The 20,801-nt window shown below is 52.2% G+C and carries 22 protein-coding genes and 2 tRNA genes; 11 read left to right on the plus strand and 13 right to left on the minus strand.

What is annotated here, in order from left to right:
* Positions 1-503: YMGG-like glycine zipper-containing protein (locus VEI96_11945; GenBank protein HXX58706.1), on the plus strand; the 503-nt coding region annotated here is incomplete at its 5' end.
* 257 nt (positions 504-760) lie between these two features.
* On the plus strand, positions 761-1,129 hold the full coding sequence (locus VEI96_11950; protein HXX58707.1) for a cytochrome c: 369 nt from the start codon (positions 761-763) through the stop codon (positions 1,127-1,129).
* Positions 1,130-1,155: 26 nt separating this feature from the next.
* Here VEI96_11950 and VEI96_11955 read toward each other — a convergent pair whose 3' ends face one another.
* From VEI96_11955 to VEI96_11965, 3 genes are all read right to left on the minus strand, one after another.
* Entirely contained in the window at positions 1,156-1,950 is a 795-nt protein-coding gene (locus VEI96_11955) for a flavodoxin family protein (GenBank protein HXX58708.1), read from the minus strand.
* 80 nt (positions 1,951-2,030) lie between these two features.
* Positions 2,031-2,531: a hypothetical protein gene (locus tag VEI96_11960; protein HXX58709.1), complete on the minus strand. Its 501-nt coding sequence runs from the start codon at positions 2,529-2,531 to the stop codon at positions 2,031-2,033.
* A 513-nt stretch (positions 2,532-3,044) separates the two neighbouring features.
* The gene (locus VEI96_11965) at positions 3,045-3,398 is read right to left on the minus strand and encodes a hypothetical protein (GenBank protein HXX58710.1); all 354 of its coding nucleotides are present in this window, start codon (positions 3,396-3,398) and stop codon (positions 3,045-3,047) included.
* A gap of 514 nt (positions 3,399-3,912) precedes the next feature.
* Between VEI96_11965 and VEI96_11970 the strand changes: the two genes are divergently transcribed.
* Complete coding sequence (locus VEI96_11970) at positions 3,913-4,818, plus strand: alpha/beta hydrolase (GenBank protein ID HXX58711.1); 906 nt, start codon at positions 3,913-3,915, stop codon at positions 4,816-4,818.
* 175 nt (positions 4,819-4,993) lie between these two features.
* Here the strand turns inward: VEI96_11970 and VEI96_11975 are convergent, their stop codons facing one another.
* The 4 genes from VEI96_11975 to VEI96_11990 all read right to left on the minus strand — a co-directional run bounded on the left by VEI96_11975 (position 4,994) and on the right by VEI96_11990 (position 8,723).
* Positions 4,994-5,707: a response regulator gene (locus VEI96_11975; GenBank protein ID HXX58712.1), complete on the minus strand. Its 714-nt coding sequence runs from the start codon at positions 5,705-5,707 to the stop codon at positions 4,994-4,996.
* Between the two features lie 259 nt (positions 5,708-5,966).
* Positions 5,967-6,039: transfer RNA gene (locus VEI96_11980), tRNA-Ala, on the minus strand.
* A 63-nt stretch (positions 6,040-6,102) separates the two neighbouring features.
* Positions 6,103-7,467 (minus strand): pitrilysin family protein, encoded by a 1,365-nt coding sequence (locus VEI96_11985; protein HXX58713.1) that lies wholly within the window; start codon positions 7,465-7,467, stop codon positions 6,103-6,105.
* Complete coding sequence (locus VEI96_11990; GenBank protein ID HXX58714.1) at positions 7,467-8,723, minus strand: pitrilysin family protein; 1,257 nt, start codon at positions 8,721-8,723, stop codon at positions 7,467-7,469. Before VEI96_11990 ends, VEI96_11985 begins: the two co-directional genes overlap by 1 nt.
* Positions 8,724-8,949: 226 nt before the next feature.
* On the opposite strand from VEI96_11990, the gene VEI96_11995 reads away from it, so the two are divergent.
* Positions 8,950-10,137, plus strand: coding sequence for an HD domain-containing protein (locus VEI96_11995; GenBank protein ID HXX58715.1), 1,188 nt, complete (start codon positions 8,950-8,952; stop codon positions 10,135-10,137).
* An 11-nt stretch (positions 10,138-10,148) separates the two neighbouring features.
* Here VEI96_11995 and VEI96_12000 read toward each other — a convergent pair whose 3' ends face one another.
* Positions 10,149-10,358 carry a ferredoxin family protein gene (locus tag VEI96_12000; protein ID HXX58716.1) on the minus strand — a complete coding sequence of 70 codons (210 nt, stop codon included), beginning with the start codon at positions 10,356-10,358 and terminating at the stop codon, positions 10,149-10,151.
* Entirely contained in the window at positions 10,355-12,046 is a 1,692-nt protein-coding gene (gene recN / locus VEI96_12005) for a DNA repair protein RecN (protein ID HXX58717.1), read from the minus strand. The genes VEI96_12000 and recN overlap by 4 nt, the downstream gene beginning before the upstream one ends.
* Before the next feature lie 119 nt (positions 12,047-12,165).
* Between recN and VEI96_12010 the strand changes: the two genes are divergently transcribed.
* From VEI96_12010 to VEI96_12025, 4 genes are all read left to right on the plus strand, one after another.
* Entirely contained in the window at positions 12,166-12,438 is a 273-nt protein-coding gene (locus VEI96_12010; GenBank protein HXX58718.1) for an HU family DNA-binding protein, read from the plus strand.
* Positions 12,439-12,580: 142 nt separating this feature from the next.
* Positions 12,581-12,889, plus strand: coding sequence for an MTH1187 family thiamine-binding protein (locus tag VEI96_12015; GenBank protein HXX58719.1), 309 nt, complete (start codon positions 12,581-12,583; stop codon positions 12,887-12,889).
* A gap of 9 nt (positions 12,890-12,898) precedes the next feature.
* On the plus strand, positions 12,899-13,789 hold the full coding sequence (locus VEI96_12020; GenBank protein HXX58720.1) for a universal stress protein: 891 nt from the start codon (positions 12,899-12,901) through the stop codon (positions 13,787-13,789).
* On the plus strand, positions 13,789-14,811 hold the full coding sequence (locus VEI96_12025) for a sodium:calcium antiporter (protein ID HXX58721.1): 1,023 nt from the start codon (positions 13,789-13,791) through the stop codon (positions 14,809-14,811). Before VEI96_12020 ends, VEI96_12025 begins: the two co-directional genes overlap by 1 nt.
* Positions 14,812-14,870: 59 nt before the next feature.
* On the opposite strand, the gene VEI96_12030 is transcribed toward VEI96_12025, so the two are convergent.
* Positions 14,871-15,158: a hypothetical protein gene (locus VEI96_12030; protein ID HXX58722.1), complete on the minus strand. Its 288-nt coding sequence runs from the start codon at positions 15,156-15,158 to the stop codon at positions 14,871-14,873.
* A 127-nt stretch (positions 15,159-15,285) separates the two neighbouring features.
* Here VEI96_12030 and VEI96_12035 point away from each other — a divergent pair.
* Positions 15,286-15,361: transfer RNA gene (locus VEI96_12035), tRNA-Thr, on the plus strand.
* Between the two features lie 131 nt (positions 15,362-15,492).
* On the opposite strand, the gene VEI96_12040 is transcribed toward VEI96_12035, so the two are convergent.
* Complete coding sequence (locus VEI96_12040; protein HXX58723.1) at positions 15,493-15,765, minus strand: HU family DNA-binding protein; 273 nt, start codon at positions 15,763-15,765, stop codon at positions 15,493-15,495.
* A 233-nt stretch (positions 15,766-15,998) separates the two neighbouring features.
* Between VEI96_12040 and VEI96_12045 the strand changes: the two genes are divergently transcribed.
* Entirely contained in the window at positions 15,999-16,997 is a 999-nt protein-coding gene (locus VEI96_12045) for a hypothetical protein (protein HXX58724.1), read from the plus strand.
* A gap of 313 nt (positions 16,998-17,310) precedes the next feature.
* A complete protein-coding gene (locus VEI96_12050) occupies positions 17,311-19,158 on the plus strand; it encodes a DUF255 domain-containing protein (GenBank protein HXX58725.1) in 1,848 nt (615 codons plus the stop codon).
* Positions 19,159-19,440: 282 nt separating this feature from the next.
* Here the strand turns inward: VEI96_12050 and VEI96_12055 are convergent, their stop codons facing one another.
* Both VEI96_12055 and VEI96_12060 read right to left on the minus strand, forming a co-directional pair.
* The gene (locus tag VEI96_12055; GenBank protein HXX58726.1) at positions 19,441-19,611 is read right to left on the minus strand and encodes a hypothetical protein; all 171 of its coding nucleotides are present in this window, start codon (positions 19,609-19,611) and stop codon (positions 19,441-19,443) included.
* 136 nt (positions 19,612-19,747) lie between these two features.
* On the minus strand, positions 19,748-20,801 hold a 1,054-nt coding region (locus tag VEI96_12060), incomplete at its 5' end, for an ATP-binding protein (protein ID HXX58727.1).

A 20,801-nucleotide genomic window follows, 5' to 3' on the forward strand; every position in this document is an offset into this window, starting at 1 on the left:
CGCTTGGGGGGTGTGCGACCCTCCCGACAGGTCCGAGCGTGATGGTGTTGCCGCCACAGGACAAGCCCTTTGAGGTATTCCAGGCCGAGGATGCCTCTTGCAGGCAGTGGGCGGCGCAGCAGATCGGGATAAGTCCTCAGGAGACGGCCAATCAGAATACCGCCCAAGGGGCGGCCGGCGGCGCGCTCGTCGGAGCGGGCCTCGGTGCTGCTATCGGGGCAGCTTCAGGCGCTGCGGGGGTTGGTGCGGCCATCGGCGCTGCGAGTGGACTCCTCGTCGGTTCGGCCGCAGGCTACAATGCAGGCCAGGCTTCCGGATGGGAGGCGCAGAGGAGATACGACATAGCGTATCAGCAGTGCATGTATGCGAAAGGGAATCTTATTCCGGGAGCTGTCACAAGAACGCGCACTACCCACAGAGTGCCGCCGCCTCCTCCACCCCCTGATTACGGCGGTGCGCCGCCGGATTTCGGCTCTTACGGCACCGTACCTCCGGGAGAATAACCGCTCCGCATAAGCGCTCTCACGGGCAGCAATATCTCGGGTGAAGGCATTCACCGAATGTTTTCGGTCCTGAGTCTTATTTCGCACTTCACCGGTTTGAAGGACCGCGGGGAAAGTTCTCTCTTTCTCTCACATTGTCGCGTCGGGAAGAATGAGAATTTCTGACCGTCTCCCTGAGTCTCATTTACATTGTCCCGTCTCCTGTAATACAATGAAGCGTGATTCGATACACGCTTTTTCAGAGCGAGGACAATATCTTGATCCACAAATTGCTCGCAATCTCTTTTCTTCTTTTGTTATTCGGATGCGCGACCGTCCCGCCGGAACAGAACCCTCCGAAAGAGGAACCGAAGTTCGTAGTCAGAACCGACCAGGATAGTATTGAAGTGGGGAAATTACTCTTCGACTCGAGATGCAGAAAATGCCATGATCCCTATAAGGATGTCGGCTTCCCCGTCGGACTGCATGGCATTCTCAAAAAGAAATCTCTCCCGGTGAGCGGGAAGCCCGCCACCCCCGAGAATATCGCGAAGCAGATACGGCATCCGTTTTACGAGATGCCGGAATTTACAGACCTCTCCGACGATGATATCCTCGATTTAATCGCTTACCTGAATACCCTCTAGCTGAACGTTTCTCATAGTTCAACGTATTATTCCTCTTTTTTCGCCGCAGGCCAAGGGACGCCGCCCGGACCCATTCCCTTCATCATATGCAACATGATACCCGCGATGGCCTTTGCCACAGCAGCCTTGATCGGATTAATGTTCGCGTCATAGTAGTAAGCCTTGCCAAGATGAAACGCATGGTCCGCCGGTAAATAGTGCCGGCATTCGTGGTATGCCCTCTGCCTGAGGAGGAAGAGGACAAGGCTGCGCATCGTGGGCGAAGGCAGAGACTTTTCCAGGCAGGCCCGGTAGAACTCTTTGGCGGCAGCATCGATGGCGCGTTCCTTCTTTGCGACAGTGCGTTCAGTCTGAGGCCAGGGCGGCGTCGCGATCCCCAGCTCGTGGACGACCCGGGAGCCACCGAGTGCGTTTCCCAGGAACGATAGCGCCGCCTTAGGGCTGTCGCCTCCGGTGTTCACCACGGTCAGCACCTTCTGGCGGTGGAAGCGCGGCCGGTGATTCGAGTAGGCGAACCGGTCGATGAAATTCTTCATAAGCCCGCTGACATTGAGCACGTACATCGGCGATGAGAGGATGACTCCGTCGGCAGCAAGCAGTTTTTGCTCAATCGCGGCTCGATCATCCTGAAGCGGGCATCTCTCCTCGCCCTTTGCCATGCACGTATAGCAGCCGGTGCACTGCCTGAGGTTCGCATCCTTCAGGAAGAGGTACTCGAACTCGATGTCGCCCATCGCTTTCATCCTATGTTCGATCATCTTCACGATCCTATGGCCTGAGCCCCTTCCCTTGGGGCTGCCCATGATCACCAGTATATTCATGCCCTGTCTCCCAGTCGGGCGCAACCTGCCCGGCAATGATATTGCGTCTGCAAATCAGCGACTACGCTTGCCTTGAAAGGCTATCTACCTTGGGCCGTTGCGAAGTGATCTTCGACCGTCTCATCAAGCCGGATGTAAACTCGTATGATTCCTCCAGGCTCGAGAAAATATGACGTAAAGAGAACATCACTGAGTCCATACGCCAAAGGATAATACAGTGGTCGAATCTCGTAGCCTATGGTTATTCCTACGGGATCCAGTATCTTACTCACTCTCGCCTGTTTATAGTCAGGATTCTTACTGCCGACAAATGCAAGGGCAATTGGAAAGGCATACTGACCGCTGACATTCCTCCACACGCTGTAATAAAAGTCTGGCACGTAGGGTTCTATGAAATATCCGGTTCCCTCCAGGCTAAGAAAGCCCAATGTTCTAAGGCTATCATATTGTCCTTCACTGTAGAGTATAAGAGTATATAGACCATTTATCTCCCGAACATCTTGCACCCTTTCTGTCCTCAGTGCTATTCCTCCAGCACAACCACACGCAATGGAAAGCACCCCCATCAAAAAAACAGCCATGATGAATTTCGTCTTACGAATCCTCAATACACTTTTGACGTGCCTGCACCTCGGCGCACATGTCGTCAGTAGATACACTATCCACGAGCTTTCAATTTTAGGCCTGCAGTCCCTTGATTGCATTACACCCTTTTTTCGAGCTGACGCGATCACCGTTTTGTTTTAATTGTAGCATACACATGAATGTGGCTGACTGTAGCATACCAGAACGGTCTCAAATACTCAGCGTTTGTGACTTTGGATAACTCAGGAGACGTTATTAATTTTGTCTCGTGTGAATCTCAATCGCTTGATTTTCATCAAACCTATTCTTGTATGTAGTACAAAAGGAACTTCTCGAATTGAAGTTACTATTGAAAAATAATGCCTGCGCTATGATGGTCTGAGGTCAGGCAGGAGGGGAGTCGATAGTCATCAAGATTTGCAACTCGCGTGACTTCCATATGCGAGAGGCGAAAAGGAGGGGCGGCAAACTCCCGCCCCTCCTTTTCGCGACAAAGCTGGAGCACGTTCTTACTTGGCTTTCTTCTCCGACATGATCATAATCTCGACCGCGGTAGATTTTCCGTCTTTTTCATTAAACTTCACTTTCACATTTTGCCCTGACTTAAGATCGTTGAAGGTTTTCGTTTGCTTGTCCATGCTTATCTTTGTCATGTCGTTTGTTGCGAACGTCACGTCACCCTTCCACCTGTTGTCGGCCGCCGCTTTTACCCCTTCAATAGAATGCACGGTCACCGTCTTGGCTCCTGCATCGATGGAAACCACCGGTCCCTTGAGAGAATACATCTCGTCCGCGGCAATGGCGACAACGGCAAAGGATACTACGATCATCAATACGAAGCCCGTAGCGAGAACTTCTTTCATCTCATTTCACCTCCTTCCTCGGTATCTAATCCGTATTTAGAAGATAACTCTCTGCACGGTTCGTCTCTTCTTTTCGCTTATCCATTCATAATTAAAGGCTATCACACAAAAGCCCCTTGTCAATAGTATTTAGGATACATTCAGATGGCAAATACCATATTCCAGCTTCGTACTGTCCAGAACAGCATTGTGGGGTGCATAACCTGCTGTATTCTGGTGATTTCAAGGAATGATCCGTGGCTTGATTAAGAATACACAAGGTGTTGTAACGGGAAGCGACAAACCCTCTTCGCCTCTCGCTTTTCCTTGTCGATCATTCTTGTACCACTTCAATTGCGATTTTAGACAAAAAAGGCCGATCTTTGCAAAAGTCCAATGAAATAACTCGGAAAAGGCTTCTCTTGCCGCTTTTTCTTCTCTTTATAGGCTTCACTCCGAATGTACGACATTGCTTAGAGCCGCGAACTTTTTTAGATTAAAGCAAGAGATAATCTGAAAAGAAAGGAGGGTAATTATGAAAACACGCGAAAGTTCTTCAGGCGTCTTGACTGCAGTCAGGGTGTCTTACCAGACGGCGAAGATTGACGGCTTGGATATCTTCTACCGGGAAGCGGGGCCGGAGGACGCTTCCACTCTGCTCCTGCTGCATGGGTTCCCGACTAGTTCTCACATGTTTCGCAATTTGATTCCGGCGCTTGCTGACGAGTTCCACCTTATCGCACCGGATTATCCCGGTTTCGGGAACAGCTCAATGCCCTCTGTGGGCGAGTTTGAGTACACATTCGATAATCTGTCCAACGTGATCGAGAAGTTCAGTGATGAAATCGGATTAAAGAGATACACATTATATGTTCAGGACTACGGTGCACCCGTCGGTTTCCGACTGGCTGTCAAGCATCCCAACCGTATAGAGGGGATCGTGGTGCAGAACGGCAATGCATACACCGAGGGAATTGACAACGACTTCTGGAAACCACTCAAGGATTACTGGAACGAAAGGACGGTTCAACGCGAGAAGCCCCTGCGAGGCTTCTTAACCCGTGAAGCCACCATCTGGCAATATACTCATGGCGTTCGTGAGAAGGATGCGATCAGTCCCGACAACTGGAACATCGACCAGCCACTGCTTGAACGACCGGGAAATGCCGAGATCCAGCTTGCCCTTTTCTATAGCTACGGCAGCAATCCAGCACTGTATCCGAAATGGCAGGCTTACTTCCGGGAGCATCAGCCACCGACGCTCATTGTCTGGGGGAAAAACGATCAGATTTTCCCTCCGGCCGGTGCGGAGCCGTACAAGAGAGACCTGGAGAATCTGGAATTTCACCTGCTCGACACCGGACATTTCGCCCTTGAAGAGGACAGCCAGAAGATAGCCGACCTGATGCGAAATTTCCTCAGAAGGAACATTGTGCGATAAGAGATGGGGATTAGACCTCAGGCGCGGTGGCAAATCCTGATCGTACTCTCAATGTTGTTGCGCCCAGAGGAAATTGCGGCCTTCGGGAAGGACCGTTGCCTCTTTTATCGTTGAGACTCTCAGAATACGACTTAGGAGGATGTCTGAAAATTTAGAGAATGTTCTTTAACCTCTATCAAATCTTGTGACGCTGTTGCAAGAGCACCTTGGCAGTTTGAGCTAATTTTGCCGCGGACGTCCCCCGTTTAGAGAAAAATTCGTCTGCTCCGGCATTCATGATCTTCTCTTTGACATCCTGTGTGTCATGTCCGGAACATATTATTACCGGAAGCTCTTTCCATTTTGGGTTTGCCTTTAAGACTGATAGTACTTTAAACCCATCGATTCCTTTCATATAGAGGTCAAGGATTATAAGATCTAACTTCTCTTCTGCAATAAATTTCATAGCTTCTATCCCGTCCATTGCCTCTATAACATCAAATCCTTCTTTACAGAGCGCATTCTTGATCGCCTGCCGAGAAGTGTCGCTGTCCTCGACCAAAAGAACTTTCTTCCTTTCTCTGTCGGACTGGTCAGGCCCTTTTGTTATGCTTTCGATTATTCCCCTAATTTGAGCCTTCTGCTCATCATTCAAGCCAACAAAAGCTACACCCATTCCGATTCCTGGTTGACAATATCGGACCTGTACCTTAAATGTGAACTTCTTTTCTTTAAAAGGAATCGTTAAATCAATCAGACTATTTATTTCATAAGATTGTAGGCCGGAAATGTAAAGACCGCCTTCGCTTATATCCATGCTCGTAGATATTCTTGTGCCGTCCAAGAGAATGTCTTCTCTATAAGGAAATCTCTCGGATCCCCGGCGTTCTTTTTCTCCTGCGTAATCCATCCCATTGATTATACTCTGAGAATAGTAAGCTGGCAATTGAAATTATTGCTTACTATCGCCGCAGTGATTTCCGTTCATAATCCGCAAATCTAATCACAGGCAACGGCTCGGGACGTGCTTGGTAGGCGTGATTCAAGGCGACCGATTCGAGGATGAGTGGATAATAGGATAAGTGGATAATAGTCGTGTCAACTCAGGAAGAAAACTATTTGTGCACCGATACTGCGGGCAGTCCTATCGACGTTAAGAGAAGGGAAAGTGGACGGTAGGGGATTCGAACCCCCGACTTCCACGTTGCGAACGTGGCGCTCTCCCAGCTGAGCTAACCGCCCTATCCCGCGCTGCCTCTCCTTACTCCTGAATAGTTTGCCGCCTCCTGCCCTGCGAAGCCATCCCTATTTTCCCTCTTTCTGCCCTATGCCTGCCTCTGATTGTTTTGCGACGACGACGAGAACATATCTTTCGGGATAGAGGTATTTTCGGGCGACCCTGAGGACGTCCTCCTTTGTTACAGCAGTGATATATGCCGGATACTTCTCGACATAATCGAGACCGAGACCGTAGAATTCGACGGCGGTGAGAAAATCGGCTATCTTCCTGTTCGTGTCGAGCCTTCTCGGAAAGCTTCCTGTCAGATACGACTTGGCATCATCCATCTCCTGCTCAGAAACCGGGACAGACCGCATTTTGTCGATCTGCTTCCGTATTTCGTCTATGACGGTCTTCGCCGACCCGTTTTTTGTCTGGACACGCACCTCAAACAGCCCTCCCTCCTTTTCGGAGTCGAAGAAGCTATGGATGTCATAGGCGAGTCCGAGTTCATCTCTCACGGTCTGCATCAGCCTCGATGAGAACCCTCCGCCCCCGAGGATATAGTTCATGACCGAGACGGCATAGTAATCGGGGTCGCCCCTCCTTATCCCCGAATGCCCGAGGACGATATTTGCCTGAGTGAGGTCACGGTCGATGAGGATCGTCTTCTTCTCACCCAAGGGCTCGAGGGAGGCAGGCCCCCGCGGCACGTCGGCTGCCTTCCATCCGGGAAGGAACCGCTCGATGAGGGCGGTCAACTCGCTGGCGGAGAGATCACCGACGACAGAGAGAATCGCGTTGTTCGGGCGGTAGTATTCGCTGTGGAACCTGACGATATCTTCCCGCGTGATCGCGTCTATCGTCCCGCTGCTCCCGGTTACGAGTCTTCCGTAAGGGAGGTCTCCGAATACGCCCTTCTTGAACGCCTTATCCGCGACAAAGGATGGCTCTTCTTCGCTCTGTCTGAGGCCGCCCTTTATGAGTTCTTTCTGACGACGTATCTCTTCGTCGGGGAATGTCGGGTTGAGCACGATATCGGCAAAGAGTTCGAATCCTCTCTCGATATCCTTTTTCAGGACCGAGAGGGTGACCGTCGTAAAGTCGCTCCCTGCTGAGGCGCCCAGTGAGGCACCCAGGAATTCTGTTTCTTCGCTGACAACAGCGGAGGTGCGCGTCTTTGTCCCTTCGGTGAGGAGTTCCGCGGTGATGTTCGCTAGCCCCGCCTTTTCCGGAGATTCATTGAGCGGGCTCGCCTTCACGAGGAGCGTCACCATTACGATAGGCAGATTATGCCTCTCGACCTGAAGGGTAGTCAATCCGCTAGATAAGACGGTTCTCTTGACGTCAAGGGCATCGAGATTCCCCGCGAAGAAGAATAAGGCGAGCGGGGTGAGCAGAAGGAGGCCCTTCAGCCCTCTCACACCGCCTCTGAGTCTGCCCCTTTCCACTATTTCTTCACCTCTTCCTTTTCCTTTGTCGGGATGAGGATGCCGACAGTCCTGTTCTCTTCGGTCAGGTATTTTACCGCAACCCGCTGGACATCCGAAGGGGTCACCTTTCTTATCCCTTCGAGATAGGTGTCCATGAGTAGCCATCCCCCGAGTATCTCGAAGCCCCCTATCTTCGAAGCCTGCATGTAGAGGGAGTCCTGACTGAAGATGAAGGCAGCCTCGATCTGGTTTTTTGCCTTCTGGATTTCTCGTTCCGAAGGCGGCGTGTTTCTTAACAGCTCAATCTCTCCGTAGAGCGCCTTCTCGACATCGGCGATATCCCGCCCCGGTGCGGCCGTTCCCCAGAAGATCATGAGGAAGGGATCGATGGTCATTCCGTCATAGTCTGCCCCCGTACTCAGGGCAAGGTGCTTCTCATAGACGAGAGAAGTGTAGAGGCGCGAGCTTTTCCCTCCGGAAAGAATCACGCTTAAAACCTCAAGCCCGAAACTGTCTTCATGGGGAATGCCAGGCGTATGGTAGCCGATGAGAACGTAGGGGAGTTCGGCCTCCTTTTTCAGGGAGAGCCTTTTTTCTCCTTCCTGGACCGGCTCTTTCGTGATGTGATGTTCCCCGGGTTCGCCTCTCTTCATAGCACCGAAGGATGCCTCAATTTTCTTCACGGTCTCTCCGGGATTGACATCCCCCGCTATAACGATAAAGGCGTTATCGGGGACGTAATACTTCTTGTAATAGGTATAAAGCTCGTCCCGCTGAAGCGATATGATATCGGACATCCATCCGATGATCGGCCTGCGATAGGGGTGAGCCATGAAGGCGGTAGCATCGAACCTCTCGAACAGGGCATTCTGGGGGTCGTCCTCCGAACGGAGCCTCCGCTCTTCCATGACGACGTTCTTCTCGGCTGCCATCTCCTTCGGGTCGATGATGAGGTTGGTCATCCTGTCAGATTCGAGGTCTATCGAGATGCCGATTCTGTCTGACGCCATAATCTGGAAATACGCGGTATAATCTTTCGTGGTATGGGCATTGTCGATTCCGCCGTTTCTCTGGATGATCCGGGAGAACTCCTTTGAACCGTATTTCTGTGTCCCCTTGAACATCATATGTTCAAGGAGGTGGCTTAATCCCGATTTTCCCGACAGCTCATCCCGCGAACCTACCCGGTACCAAATCTGGAATGTGGCGAGCGGGACTTTGTGGTCTTCGCTGATGAGGATCTTCAGGCCGTTATCGAGGGTATATTCCTTCACCCCGGCCCCTTCTGAAAAAGGCGTCAGCAGGAAAAGACCGATAAGGAAAGCGAACACTGCGTATGATCGTGGCATGACTAGAATATACCAGAAAGGGATGGGCTCTGACAAATAGGCAGCCGATGCATAACCATTACCGTTGGAGTATTATAAGGGTATGCGCCGTCCTCTCAGGACGCTTTCGAATTCCTCCTGAGGACGGCGGCTGGAACGGAGGCATAACGCGATGGTGAGAAAAGGACTTATCTTAAAGATCTTCGACGCCGCAAATATGCAGCGGTGGAACGACAAGATACGGCCGGTAGAGTTGAGGGAACTCGACAAACAGGCCCATAAGATGATGATCGCCTATTTCCTCGGAAAGTTTGAAGAGGGCGAGGAAGGATTCAGCTGGACCGAGATTATCGAGGGAGGTCTCTTTGAATTCCTCCAGCGCCTCGTCATTACCGACCTGAAGCCCCAGATCTTTTACCAGATAGCGCGGGATACGGATAAGTATAGGATGTTGAACGAGTGGGTCTACGGAAAGCTAGAGCCCTTCGTGTCACCCCTTGGAGAAGATTTCTGCAGGAGGTTCCGGGAATATTTCTCGGACGCCGAGGACACGGTGAACAAGAGGATCCTGAAGGCGGCCCACTTCTATGCCACGAAATGGGAGTTCGACATCATAGAGCGTGCGAATCCCGCGGGCTACGAAATCTCCGACATCAAGAAGGATCTCCAGAGCCGCCAGGAAAGATACTACGACCTGAAGGGAATACATCATCTCGCGTTGTACACGCGGCTCAGGAATTTCATAGATCTCTGCGGAGAGCTGAGATTCCAGCTTCGGTGGAGCCATATCCACAGGGTGCCGAAGACATCGGTAATCGGCCATATGCTCATCGTCGCTGTCCTCTCCTACCTCTTTTCTCTCGAAATCGGGGGCTGCCGGAGAAGGTGCGTCAACAACTATTTCACCGGGCTCTTCCATGATCTTCCTGAGGTCCTCACGAGGGACATCATCTCACCGGTGAAGAGATCCGTCGAGGGACTGGACGGCCTCATCAGGGAATACGAGAAGCAACAGATGGACAAGGAGGTCTATGCCCTGATACCGGAAGCGTGGCATCAGGACATGAAGATGTTCACGGAAAATGAATTCTCGGGAATCGTGACGATACACGGGAAGAGGGAAGAAAGGACGTCCGATGAAATCAGCAGGGACTATAACCTAGACGAATTTAATCCGCGGGACGGCCAGCTCGTTAAGGCGGCTGACGAACTCGCCGCATTTGTGGAAGCATACCTCGGCCTAGAAAACGGCATCAAATCCCACGAACTGGAAGAGTGTAAGAACATCTTGAAGGTGAAATACGAGCAGTCGATCGTCGCGGGGATAAAGTTCGGAAAGATCATGGCCGACTTTGAATAAGGGGCGGCGGCCTATTCCTTCCAGACCGTGATCGCGATATCGGGGCACATCTGTGCGCAGAGACAGCAGCCGTTACAGGCATCGGGATTCGCGGCACTCGCGGGGAAATATCCGCTTGCGTTAAATTCCTCATCGATGCGGATGACGCCTTCGGGACAGGCGAGGACACAAAATCTGCAGCCCTTGCAGAGTTCCCGCTCTATGGTGATCTTCCCCTTCATGATTCTCTCCCGAGGAGTTCCCGGGCGTGTTTCCGGGATATATCGGTAACCTTCCCGCTGAGCATCCTCGCTATCTCCTCTTCCCGTTCTTCCCCAGTGGGTATCTTTACTCTAACAGAAACGCCGTCTTTTTTCCGGACCTTCTCTATCACGATGTGGCGGTCGGCCACTGACGCGATCTGGGGAAGGTGGGTAATGCAGAAGACCTGATGTTTTCGGGCGAGGCTTTTCAGTCTCTTCCCGACGAATTCTGCCGTTCTGCCGCCGATGCCGGCATCCACCTCGTCGAATATGAGGACCGGTATCCTGTCCACCTCAGCCAGGGTCTCCTTCAAGGCGAGCATCACCCTCGAAAGTTCTCCTCCTGATGCAGTCCTGCTCAGGGATTTTGGAGGCTCGCCCTCATTGGCAGAAAAGAGGAACTCGATCGAATCCATGCCTGCTGGGGAGAGGGGGGCAGGCCGGATGGCGATCGAGAATTCCGCCTTTTCCATGGCGAGTTCTTTCAGAACGCCCTTGACCGCGGTCTCTATCCTGCCCGATGCCTTCCGCCGCAGATCCGTAAGCAGGGCCGCCTTCTCGCGGAGGTACCTCTCGCGCTCATGGAGGGCGGCCTCGATCTCGCGCACCCGCTCATCGGAAAGGGTGAGACTCTCGAGCTCCTTCTCCGACTTATCGCGGTAACGGAGTATCCCCTCGATATCCTCCCCGTATTTCCTCTCGAGCCTTTTCAGGAGATCAAGCCGCGTCTCTACATCATCAAGCCTGTGCGGGTCGAGATCGTATCGGTCGCGGTATGCCCGCAGGGACGACGAAGCGTCATCGATCAGGGGCTTCGCGGATTCGATGATGCCGAGGATTTCCGCAATACCCTGATCTATCCGCGAGACCTCTCTCAGCAGGGAGATCGCAGAGGAGAGCCTTTCCGATGCCGGTCCTTCTCCGCTGTAGAGGAGCGAGTATGCTCCGTCGGTGAGCTCAAGGAGCTTCGTGAGATTTGACAGGATCCCCCGCTCCTCCTCAAGCGCCTCTTTTTCCCCGGGTCTCAGCGCCGAAGCATCTATCTCCTGAATCTGGAATTTCAGGAAGTCGATCCTCTGCTCCTTTTCCCTGAGGTTCGACGTGAGGTCAGATAATTCGTTCTTCATCACCTGCACTTCTCGGAACAGGTTCTCGAGTTCTGTTCGTTCTCCACCGAGCTTTCCATACGCATCGACGAGCGCACGCTGGTTTTCTGTGGAGAGGAGGCTCTGGTGTTCATGCTGTCCGTGGATGTCGACAAGGGTGTGGCCGAGTTCGAGGAGTGTCTGGAGATTGACCATGGCATCATTAATGTAGGCCCGGCTCTTGCCCGATGAGAGGACCCTCCTAAGGATGATGCCGTCCCCCGGCGTGATGCCGATCTTCTCGAGCAGCGGGTGACCGGAAATTTCGAAGAACGCCTCGGCGACGGTCTCCTCCCTTCCCGCTCTCACCATGTCACTCTGGGCCCTCTCTCCCAGGGTGAGCCCTAGGGCGTCAACGATGATTGATTTGCCGGCGCCTGTCTCACCGGTCAGGACATTGAGCCCCGGGCCGAATTCTATGGTAAGGTCATCGATGATGGCAAAGTCTTTAATGCGGAACTGCCTCAGCATACGTAAGAACCATACCACAGAGTTCGGGAAAATTCCAACGCCTTCTGGCATGAATCTTTCTTTGAATGTTTGCCTAAAGTGTCGTGAATTTAGGGCTTGACAAAAGGATTTCTTCCTGATACCTTTATGTAAGCTAGCAAAAAAATCTCATAGAGAAAGGGGGGGAGTAGATGACAAAAGCGGAGCTTATTGACAAGATCGCCTCTGGCGCCGGGCTCAGCAAAGCGGATGCTTCAAAGGCATTGGATTCAACTCTTAATGCAGTTAAGGCATCTTTGAAGAAGGGGCAGAAGGTTACACTGGTAGGTTTTGGAACTTTCGGGGTGGTTAAGAGAAAATCGAGAAAGGGACGCAATCCGAGAACCGGTGCGGTGATCACCATTCCGGCGGCCAGGACGCCGAAGTTTACTGCAGGTAAGGCTCTCAAGGACGCAGTAAGATAATAGTCTTCCTTTTTATAGGGTATCGGGGATAGGTTTCTATCCCCTTTTTTTTTGGCGGGGTCCCCTTCATTTGATATTCCTGACCCGAAGGACCTCCTCCGTTGAACGTTCTGATCGCCCGCGAGAAGGCGGGAAGGAGGGTATGATGTTGGTAGAGTTCACTATCGTGCCTATCGGTGTCGGCAGCAGTATCGGTGATCAGCTCGCCGAGGTGCTGAAGATCGTGGACGCGGGCGGAATGCCCTACAAGGTTAACCCCATGGGAACGGTCGTAGAAGGGGAATGGGACGAAGTGATGAAACTCGTCAGGAAATGTCACGATGCGGTCATGAAGACCGGGGAGCGGGCGATCACCACGATATCCATCGATGACCGGAAGGGCAAACCCGGCCGGATCGATGAAAAGGTAAAATCAGTGGAACGGAGAATAGGCAAATCTCTGAAGAAATAAGTACCGCCCATGGACAACGGAGAAGAGGCAATCCCCGGATATTCTGTGAAGATCGAGAGAATCCTCGCCGGCATTGACCTTGGTCCGGATACCGGGAAGATTCTTGCCTATGCTTCTTTATTTGCAAAAATAACCGGAGCCTCCCTTCAGCTCCTTTCGGTCCTCGATTACCTCGTCACCCCGCCCGCTTACCTCGCCCCTTATATCGAAGACGAGAAGAAGATCGCTGAAGAGAAATTCCGCCGTTGGGAAGAGAGGCTCGCCGCGTATGGGGTCTCGGCGGTGAAGGAGATCCGGGTCGGAAGGCTCGCCGAATCGTTCGCTGCTGCCGCCGAGAAGGGAAAGGCGGACATGCTCGTGCTCGGCTTCAAGACCCATACCTTCAGGAGGAGCAGTTCCGAGGGGTTGGTAAAGGGTCTGCGGATGCCGGTGCTTGTGGTGAGGGGAGAGCGTGCCGAGTCCGCGGATATCGGCCCGCTCGGGATAAGGAAGACACTCTGCCCTACCGATTTTTCCGAGACTTCGTCGAATGCATTCAGGACGGCAAAGGCACTGGCGGGCCTCTTCTCATCGGAACTCACGGCGCTCCACGTAGTACCGAGTCATATCATCGAAGAGCGGCTGGAGAGAAAAAGCCATGGGGACAGAGCGAGAGAGGATCTTCTTGAGAGGGCAAAAGAGAGGCTCGCCGGCTTTTTGAAAAATTTCGGCCTCGAAGATTCAGGGGTCGTCAGGGAGGGAGATCCTTACCGGGAGATCAGTGCTTTCGCCTCGGAAGAGAAGGCCGACCTTATCGTCATCGGAGCAAGGGGACTCTCCTCGCTAGAGGGTCCGCTCATCGGAAGCGTCTGCGATGCCGTCTTGAAATCGTCTCCCTGTCCCGTCCTTGTGATCCACTGATGATCCGTGACATCGTCTTTCTCCTCGCCGGCCTCTTCATGATACTCCTCGCTGCCGAAGGTTTTACCAACGGGATCGAGGCCCTCGGGCGAAGGCTTTCGCTCTCTCAGGCGGTGGTCGGCAGCATCCTCGCCGCCGTCGGAACAGCCCTGCCGGAGACGATGCTGCCGATCGTGGCGATATTCTTTTACGGCGGTTCCTCTGCGCATGAAATCGGCGTCGGCGCGATACTCGGCGCGCCCTTCATGCTCTCAACACTCGCTTTCTTCCTCGTAGGGCTCACCGCGGCTATATCCTGTCTCTTAAAGAAGCGCGCCTTCGTCATTACTGTCGAGGCCCATTCAACGACGAGGGATCTCGTTTTCTTCCTTCCGATGTATGCCGGCGCCGTCCTGATTCCGCTTGTCGCGGGAAGGTCGTCGGCGATACCGATAGCGATCCTTCTCATAGGAGGATATCTCCTCTACGCATATCGGACATTCCGGGGAGAGAGTGCCGACCTCGAGCATTCCGAGGGTCTCCATCTCTCGAAGTTATTGAGGAGTCCACGGTCCGGCGCGTCGGACCGCCCGGGCGTCGCCCTTATCCTCCTTCAGATAGCGGGTGCCCTGTCCGTCATGGTGGCCGGCGCTCATATCTTCGTTGCACACCTTGAACACCTCTCCCTCAGCTTCGGCATGAACCCCCTTCTCTTTGCGCTTGTCCTTGCTCCTATCGCAACGGAGCTTCCGGAGAAGTTCAACAGCGTCACCTGGACCTGGAAGGGGAGAGATACGCTTGCCATCGGAAACATTACCGGTGCGATGGTATTTCAGTCGACCTTTCCTGTTTCTGTGGGGCTCGTATTCACGGAATGGAATCTCAGCGGGATGGCGCTTTTTTCGGCGATCGTCACCCTCGCATCAGCTGCGGTCGTTCTGGGACAACTGGCATTCCGGAAGCGTCTCTCTCCGCTCACCCTGCTCCTCGGAGGAGTATTGTATCTTCTTTATGCCGTTGCATTGGTAATGAGGACCACGTGACCTGATTCTTGAACGCGGGCACCAGTGGTTGCATTTACCGGGATGCAAGGCGGATAAGATTATTTCTTAAACAGGTCATCAAACCTCTTTCGTATGTCTTCGCTCTTCCCCTCGGATCCCCCGCGGGCTGAAGCCTCCTTAAAAACGAACCAATCGCAGAAATTTGCCTTGTCACGGAGCCTTTGGAATTCGGCCTTCGGCTCGACGCATTTGTTGTGTGCCGTTTCGGAATAGAAGCGGCAGTTGAGACAGATATGGAGATCTCCCCTGCAATGGATGCAGACGGACTTTCTCGAGAAGTACTTGTCGACTTCTATCTCTTTTTTACAGAAGGCGCAGGTTTTCATGTCATCCTCCTTCACTATGAACCTTATTCATTATACTCTCAAGGTCATTATGGTGAAAAATACATCGCGCCTCGGTGGGATATTGAGGTTTATCGGCAAAAGCGTGTAAACTATCGGCATCCAGAATGCCGGGGTAGCTCAGCTGGCAGAGCAGCTGATTCGTAATCAGCAGGTCGGGAGTTCAAATCTCCTCCCCGGCTCCAGTATTTATTAAAGGGTTAGCTTTACAGGCTCATCCTTTTTTCTTTGAAACTGTGCACTTATTGTGCGGTTGGTTTTCCTGCCGGCAAAGGGGCAGAGCAGGAGATCATCTGCCCCTCATCCTCGGTTCTATTTACTTCACCGCGTCCTTCAATGCTTTCCCTGCCGTGAACTTAGGTGCTTTATGGGCAGGTATCTTTAAGATTGCCCCAGTCCGGGGATTCCTACCCGTCCTCGCCTTCCGCTTGGAAACAGAGAACGTGCCAAAACCGACAAGGATAACTTTATCACCTTTCTTCAATGCCTTGACCACTGCCTCGATCCCCGCTTCAAATGCCCTTCCCACGGCTGCCTTTGTCAGAGAAGTCTCTTTTGAAACCTTTTCGATTAAGTCTGTCTTCGTCATATGAATCCCCCTTAGGAAATATTTGATAAGGAAAGTATACAGGATGAAAAGGACAAAGTGAAGAGTTCGGCAGGAGTTCTCCTGGTATGTTCACTTAGCGCTTTCTCCAAAGAGGCCTCCCTGGCTGATACGAGCGCAGGGAACGATACCTTTATAATCATCATGTCCAGTCCCACTGTGTCACTCGTTGCCTCTCTGAGTAAGCAGTGAGAAAAGGGCGGTCATAACGGCTTATGAAGATAGACTGTAAGTGCCCGGACTGGTTTGTAGGACGGGCACGATCTTCTTTATTTGTTTTGCTTCTGTTTGCAGTAGTCATGCTGGCCGTTCCAGCTACGTCACCCGCAGAGGTTTCTATAGGGGTATCGGTAACTTTCGCTCCCCCAGCGCTTCCCCTATACGTTCAGCCGCTTTGCCCTGGTCCCGGCTTCATCTGGATACCGGGCTACTGGGCATGGGATCCGGATATCGGTTACTACTGGGTTCCCGGCATGTGGGTGCGGGCGCCCTTTGTAGGCGCGCTGTGGACGCCGGGCTATTGGGCATGGAGCGACGGCGTGTATATCTGGAGCGAAGGCTACTGGGGACCTGTTGTAGGCTTTTATGGAGGGATTATCTATGGTTTTGGCTATGCGGGTATCGGCTACGATGGCGGCTACTGGAAGGACGGCACATTCTACTACAACCGCGCAGTAAATAACATCAACACAACGAACATCACGACCGTTTACAGGACGACGGTCAGCAACATTCGCCCGACCGGCGCCAGTTTCAACGGCGGCGCAGGCGGTACCACCGCTCACCCCACTTCTGAACAACTGGCTGCGGCCAGTCAAAAACGTTTCACGCTCACCGATGCACAAAAAAAGCAGATGCGAGTTGCCAGAGCTAACCCCAAGCAGCGGGTGACTGTGAACCGCGGACGTCCAGCCATTGCAGCCACAACGAAGCCAGGTGTGTTCAAAGGGCACGGCGTCGCACGTGCAAGCCGGGCAGGAGCCCCTTACAAGGCGCCACCGTCCCACAAGGCGGCCCCCACCGAACATGTTCGAACTCCGAAACACGGCGCTGAAAAACATGCGCCGGTCGACGCGCCCGAACATAAAACTCCCGGTGCCCCACAGAGAGAGCCTCAACAACGAGTCACCGAGCCTCACCCCGCCCCTCAGCATCCAACGGAAACAAAACCGTTGCCGCAGGAAAAGACCAAAGGTGAAAAGGAGCCGCGATAGTGCCTAGGCAGATGGTAGCGGATAGGTGGTTCTGTCTTAGCAAAGACAACCATCACCGTCCCAGCCAGTCCGACAGTATCATCCCCTAAGAAATGGTTATCGAATATTTAGGTTACTTTCAAGAACAACAATTGCGGCTAAAATGACTGGTTTGCTGAAGGAGCAGACCTTCACGCCGAAACCTATTACGGTAATCTATGTGTCTCAGTTATGGCTGTCAATTTGCTGTAAAATAAATCATGATTCTCACAGGTAGTTGCTCCTTGATGGAGGATATTGCCAAAGAAGCCTGGCTGCTCGATACGTCATCTTTATGATGCGAAGACTTGCCATAAGCGCTCTCGTTGTCATCTTTTTGTTCAATCACGTTGTCCTTGCCTCTGATTTCAGCTTTTCTCCCCGCTCTAACAAAGCCCATCTCATAGAGTGGAGGCACTGGGAGAAGCAGTCTCTCGATGATGCGAAGAGAGAAGGCAAACCCATACTGCTTTCCTTGAGCGCGGTATGGTGTCACTGGTGCCACGTAATGGATGAAACGACCTATTCTGCTATCAGCGTAATCGATTACATTAATAGCAATTTTATTCCTGTACGGGTAGATGCGAACATGAGACCCGATATAGACAATCTCTACAACCAGGGAGGCTGGCCCAGCACGGTTGTCCTCACGCCCGATGGAGAAATCGTGCAGGGCGGAACCTACATTTCCGAGGAGTCCATGATCACGTGGCTTTCAGATGCATTGGGCATACTCAAAGAGGACAAGAAGGGATTCAAGGAAAAGAGCGATACAATGAAGAAAAAGAGAGGGCCAGCTCGGCAGACGGATGGCTCCGCCCCCGACCTTTCTGATATTGCCAGAATAACCACTCTGCTTGAATCGTCATATGACGAGAAATATGGGGGCTTCGGGCTATCGCAAAAGTTTCCTAATCCCGACGCAATCGATTTTCTCCTTTCAGGGTACGTGAGCACGAGAAACACAGAACTCATGACAATGATTTCCACGACTCTTGAGAAGATGTCCGGGGGAGAACTGCATGACCGTGTCGAAGGAGGCTTCTTCAGATACGCTACAGGGCGAGACTGGTCGGCGCCTCATTACGAGAAGATGCTGGATCTGAACGCAGCGCTCATCAGGAATTACGCATCGGCCTACATGGTCTTCGGTAACGGCGACTACAAGAAGGTTTTGAACAGCACCGTCACTTACATAGCGAAACATCTCTATAACAAGAAGACGGGAGCTTTTTACGGCAGTCAGGATGCCGAAGAAGAGTACTACAGGAAACGAGAGCGAGCCGGGGTTAAGCCGCCGCGGATTGATAGTACTATTTATGCCGACTCCAATGCCCAGATGATAACCGGCCTCATTGTCGCGTCTGGGGCGACCGGCGAAAAGAACCTCATCGGAATGGCGAAACAAACTGCAAATTTTATCATGACCAATCTCTATTCAGACAAGGCCGGCACATATCATTACTACTCCGGACAGAAGTATCTGAGCGGTCTCCTCTCAGACAACGTACTCTTTGGCTTGGCCCTTATCGATTTATACAATGTGACAGGAGAGAAAAAGTACATCGACCGAGCTGAAGATATCTGTCGGCTCATCATAGATAAATTTTACGATAAGGCGACCGGCAGGTTCATTCCGTCTCTTGAAACCACGATTGTCAATCCGACGAGAACCGGTGCGCTCTCAGACTATAACACGTATCTGTCAAACTACAGAGCAGTAATATTGTTCAATAGGCTGTATTATTGTAACGGCGATGAAGACTTAAAACGCATTATTGAAAACGTAAATGCTCATGTAAGCACTATCTATGAGACGTATGGGCCTTCTGCTGCCCTCTATGGAACGGCATTGCGCTGGAGCCTGGAAACTCCGTTTGTGGTCACGATCATTGCCCGTGATAGGAACGTCGGCAGATTTCTCTTGCAGGCCAATAAAATCTATATCCCTCAAAAGGTGCTAAAGATACTCTCTTTAAGCCGGCAGGGAGAGCGAATCAGGGCACTTGGCTATCCGGTGGAAGAGGCCGCATACGTCTGTTCGGGAAGGAGATGCTCACCGGCTTTAACCGAGCCGGACAGGCTGATTGCGGGGATTAAAAGATTTATGGCAAATCGTGACGGAAAGGATAAAACGGACTGATATTTTCCCCGTGTTTGCACCGTTTCACCTTCCCACGATTCCCTCAAGAGCCCAAAAGAATCCCGCCGGAAGCCTGCTATCTCGAAAAGACCGCAGGCCTCGGCAAAACGAAACCGACATGTCCACAGAAAGGATCTGAGAAGGCAAACAAGATCTCTCATTGGAGCGATTACCGTATCATCAGGTCTTCACTCCACCATTCAGGACCGCAGACCTCATTCCCTCTCATAGGAGCAACCGAGCGAAATAGGGAAAATCACGGCGTCCTGTGACGCACAGCTGCTAAGGAACCTCGCCTGAGGGCATGTCCTCCATCCTGTTGATGAGATTCTTGACAGCCTCTTTTTCGATCAGGATTCCCTTTTCCTTACCTGATTTTTCCAAATCCTTGAGATAGAATTGGAGTGCATTCATCACCGCACTGGCTTCTAAACCGGTTAATTTCAGATCCATCGCCTTACCTCCTTTCTCTTCGAATAATGCTCATATCAAATGTTACCAACTGCACGGTAATTGTCAAGTCATTCTTGAAGACGTGTCGCAGGAGGAATGATGCCGTGAAAGGGATATTCGGAAGCCGACGGATTCATCACCCGCGGGGTCCGACGGGTAAGGAGAAATAAAAAATCGCCCCCTCATTGATCCTTCCTTCCGCCCAGACCCGTCCCCCGTGTTTTTCGATCACCCGCTTAATGATGAAAAGTCCGATTCCTGTCCCTTCAAACTCCTCCGATGCGTGCAGACGCTTGAAGAGGCTGAAGAGTTTCTCCGACGCATCCTCATCGAATCCGATTCCATTGTCTTTGACATAGTAAATCGTTTCAGCCCTTTCTTCGGTACCGCCGATTTCTATTCTTGCGGTTTCTTCGCGACGCGTATACTTGAACGCATTGGACAGCAGATTTATCACTACCTGACGCATCATGGATGGATCACCCCAGGCAACGGGGAGCGATTTTATTTCTAGCTCCAGATTTCTGTCGCCGAGTGTTGCCTTTATTTCCTCGGCGACGTTCTTCGCGAGCGCCTCCATGTCGATATCCGATTTCTCAATCTCCCTTGTGCTGACACGCGAGAAAGAAAGGAGGTCACCGATGAAGTGCGTCAGCTGTCTGGTCTTCTCACTGATCGTAGTAAGCTTTTCCCTCCCCTCATCGTCAAGCTTATCTCCATACTTTTTCAGCAGATTGCCTGAGGACCATTCGATGACAATCAACGGCTCCCGGAGATCATGGGACGCTGCGTAACTGAAACTCTCCAGATCCCGATAGGAGGCCTCAAGGCGCCTGTTTGATCTTTCGAGTTCTCCCGTGCGTTCTTTCACCGTCTCTTCGAGGTACTGACGATATCGTCTCTCCTCCTCCGCTTCCCTCCTGCGCCAGATGAGAATAACACCCGCGCCTGCGGAGATGATACAGAGGCCGATCAGGAGCATCACATTCCACAGTCGTTGACGGATCGGCGCATAGACCTCTTCTTTGTCGACCTTAGAGACGATGAACCATGGAGAATCGGGGATCGCTCTCGTCGCCGCAAGGACTTTTTCTCCCCGGTAATCTATCCCCTCGGAAATCGTCTTCTTCCCGTTCACCGCAATCGCGGCCGGAAGGTTCGGCGTGCCCGCCGACAAACGAAGGGTGAGT

The organism is Thermodesulfovibrionales bacterium, from assembly GCA_035622735.1.
In the GTDB taxonomy this organism is placed as follows: Bacteria; Nitrospirota; Thermodesulfovibrionia; order Thermodesulfovibrionales; family UBA9159; genus DASPUT01.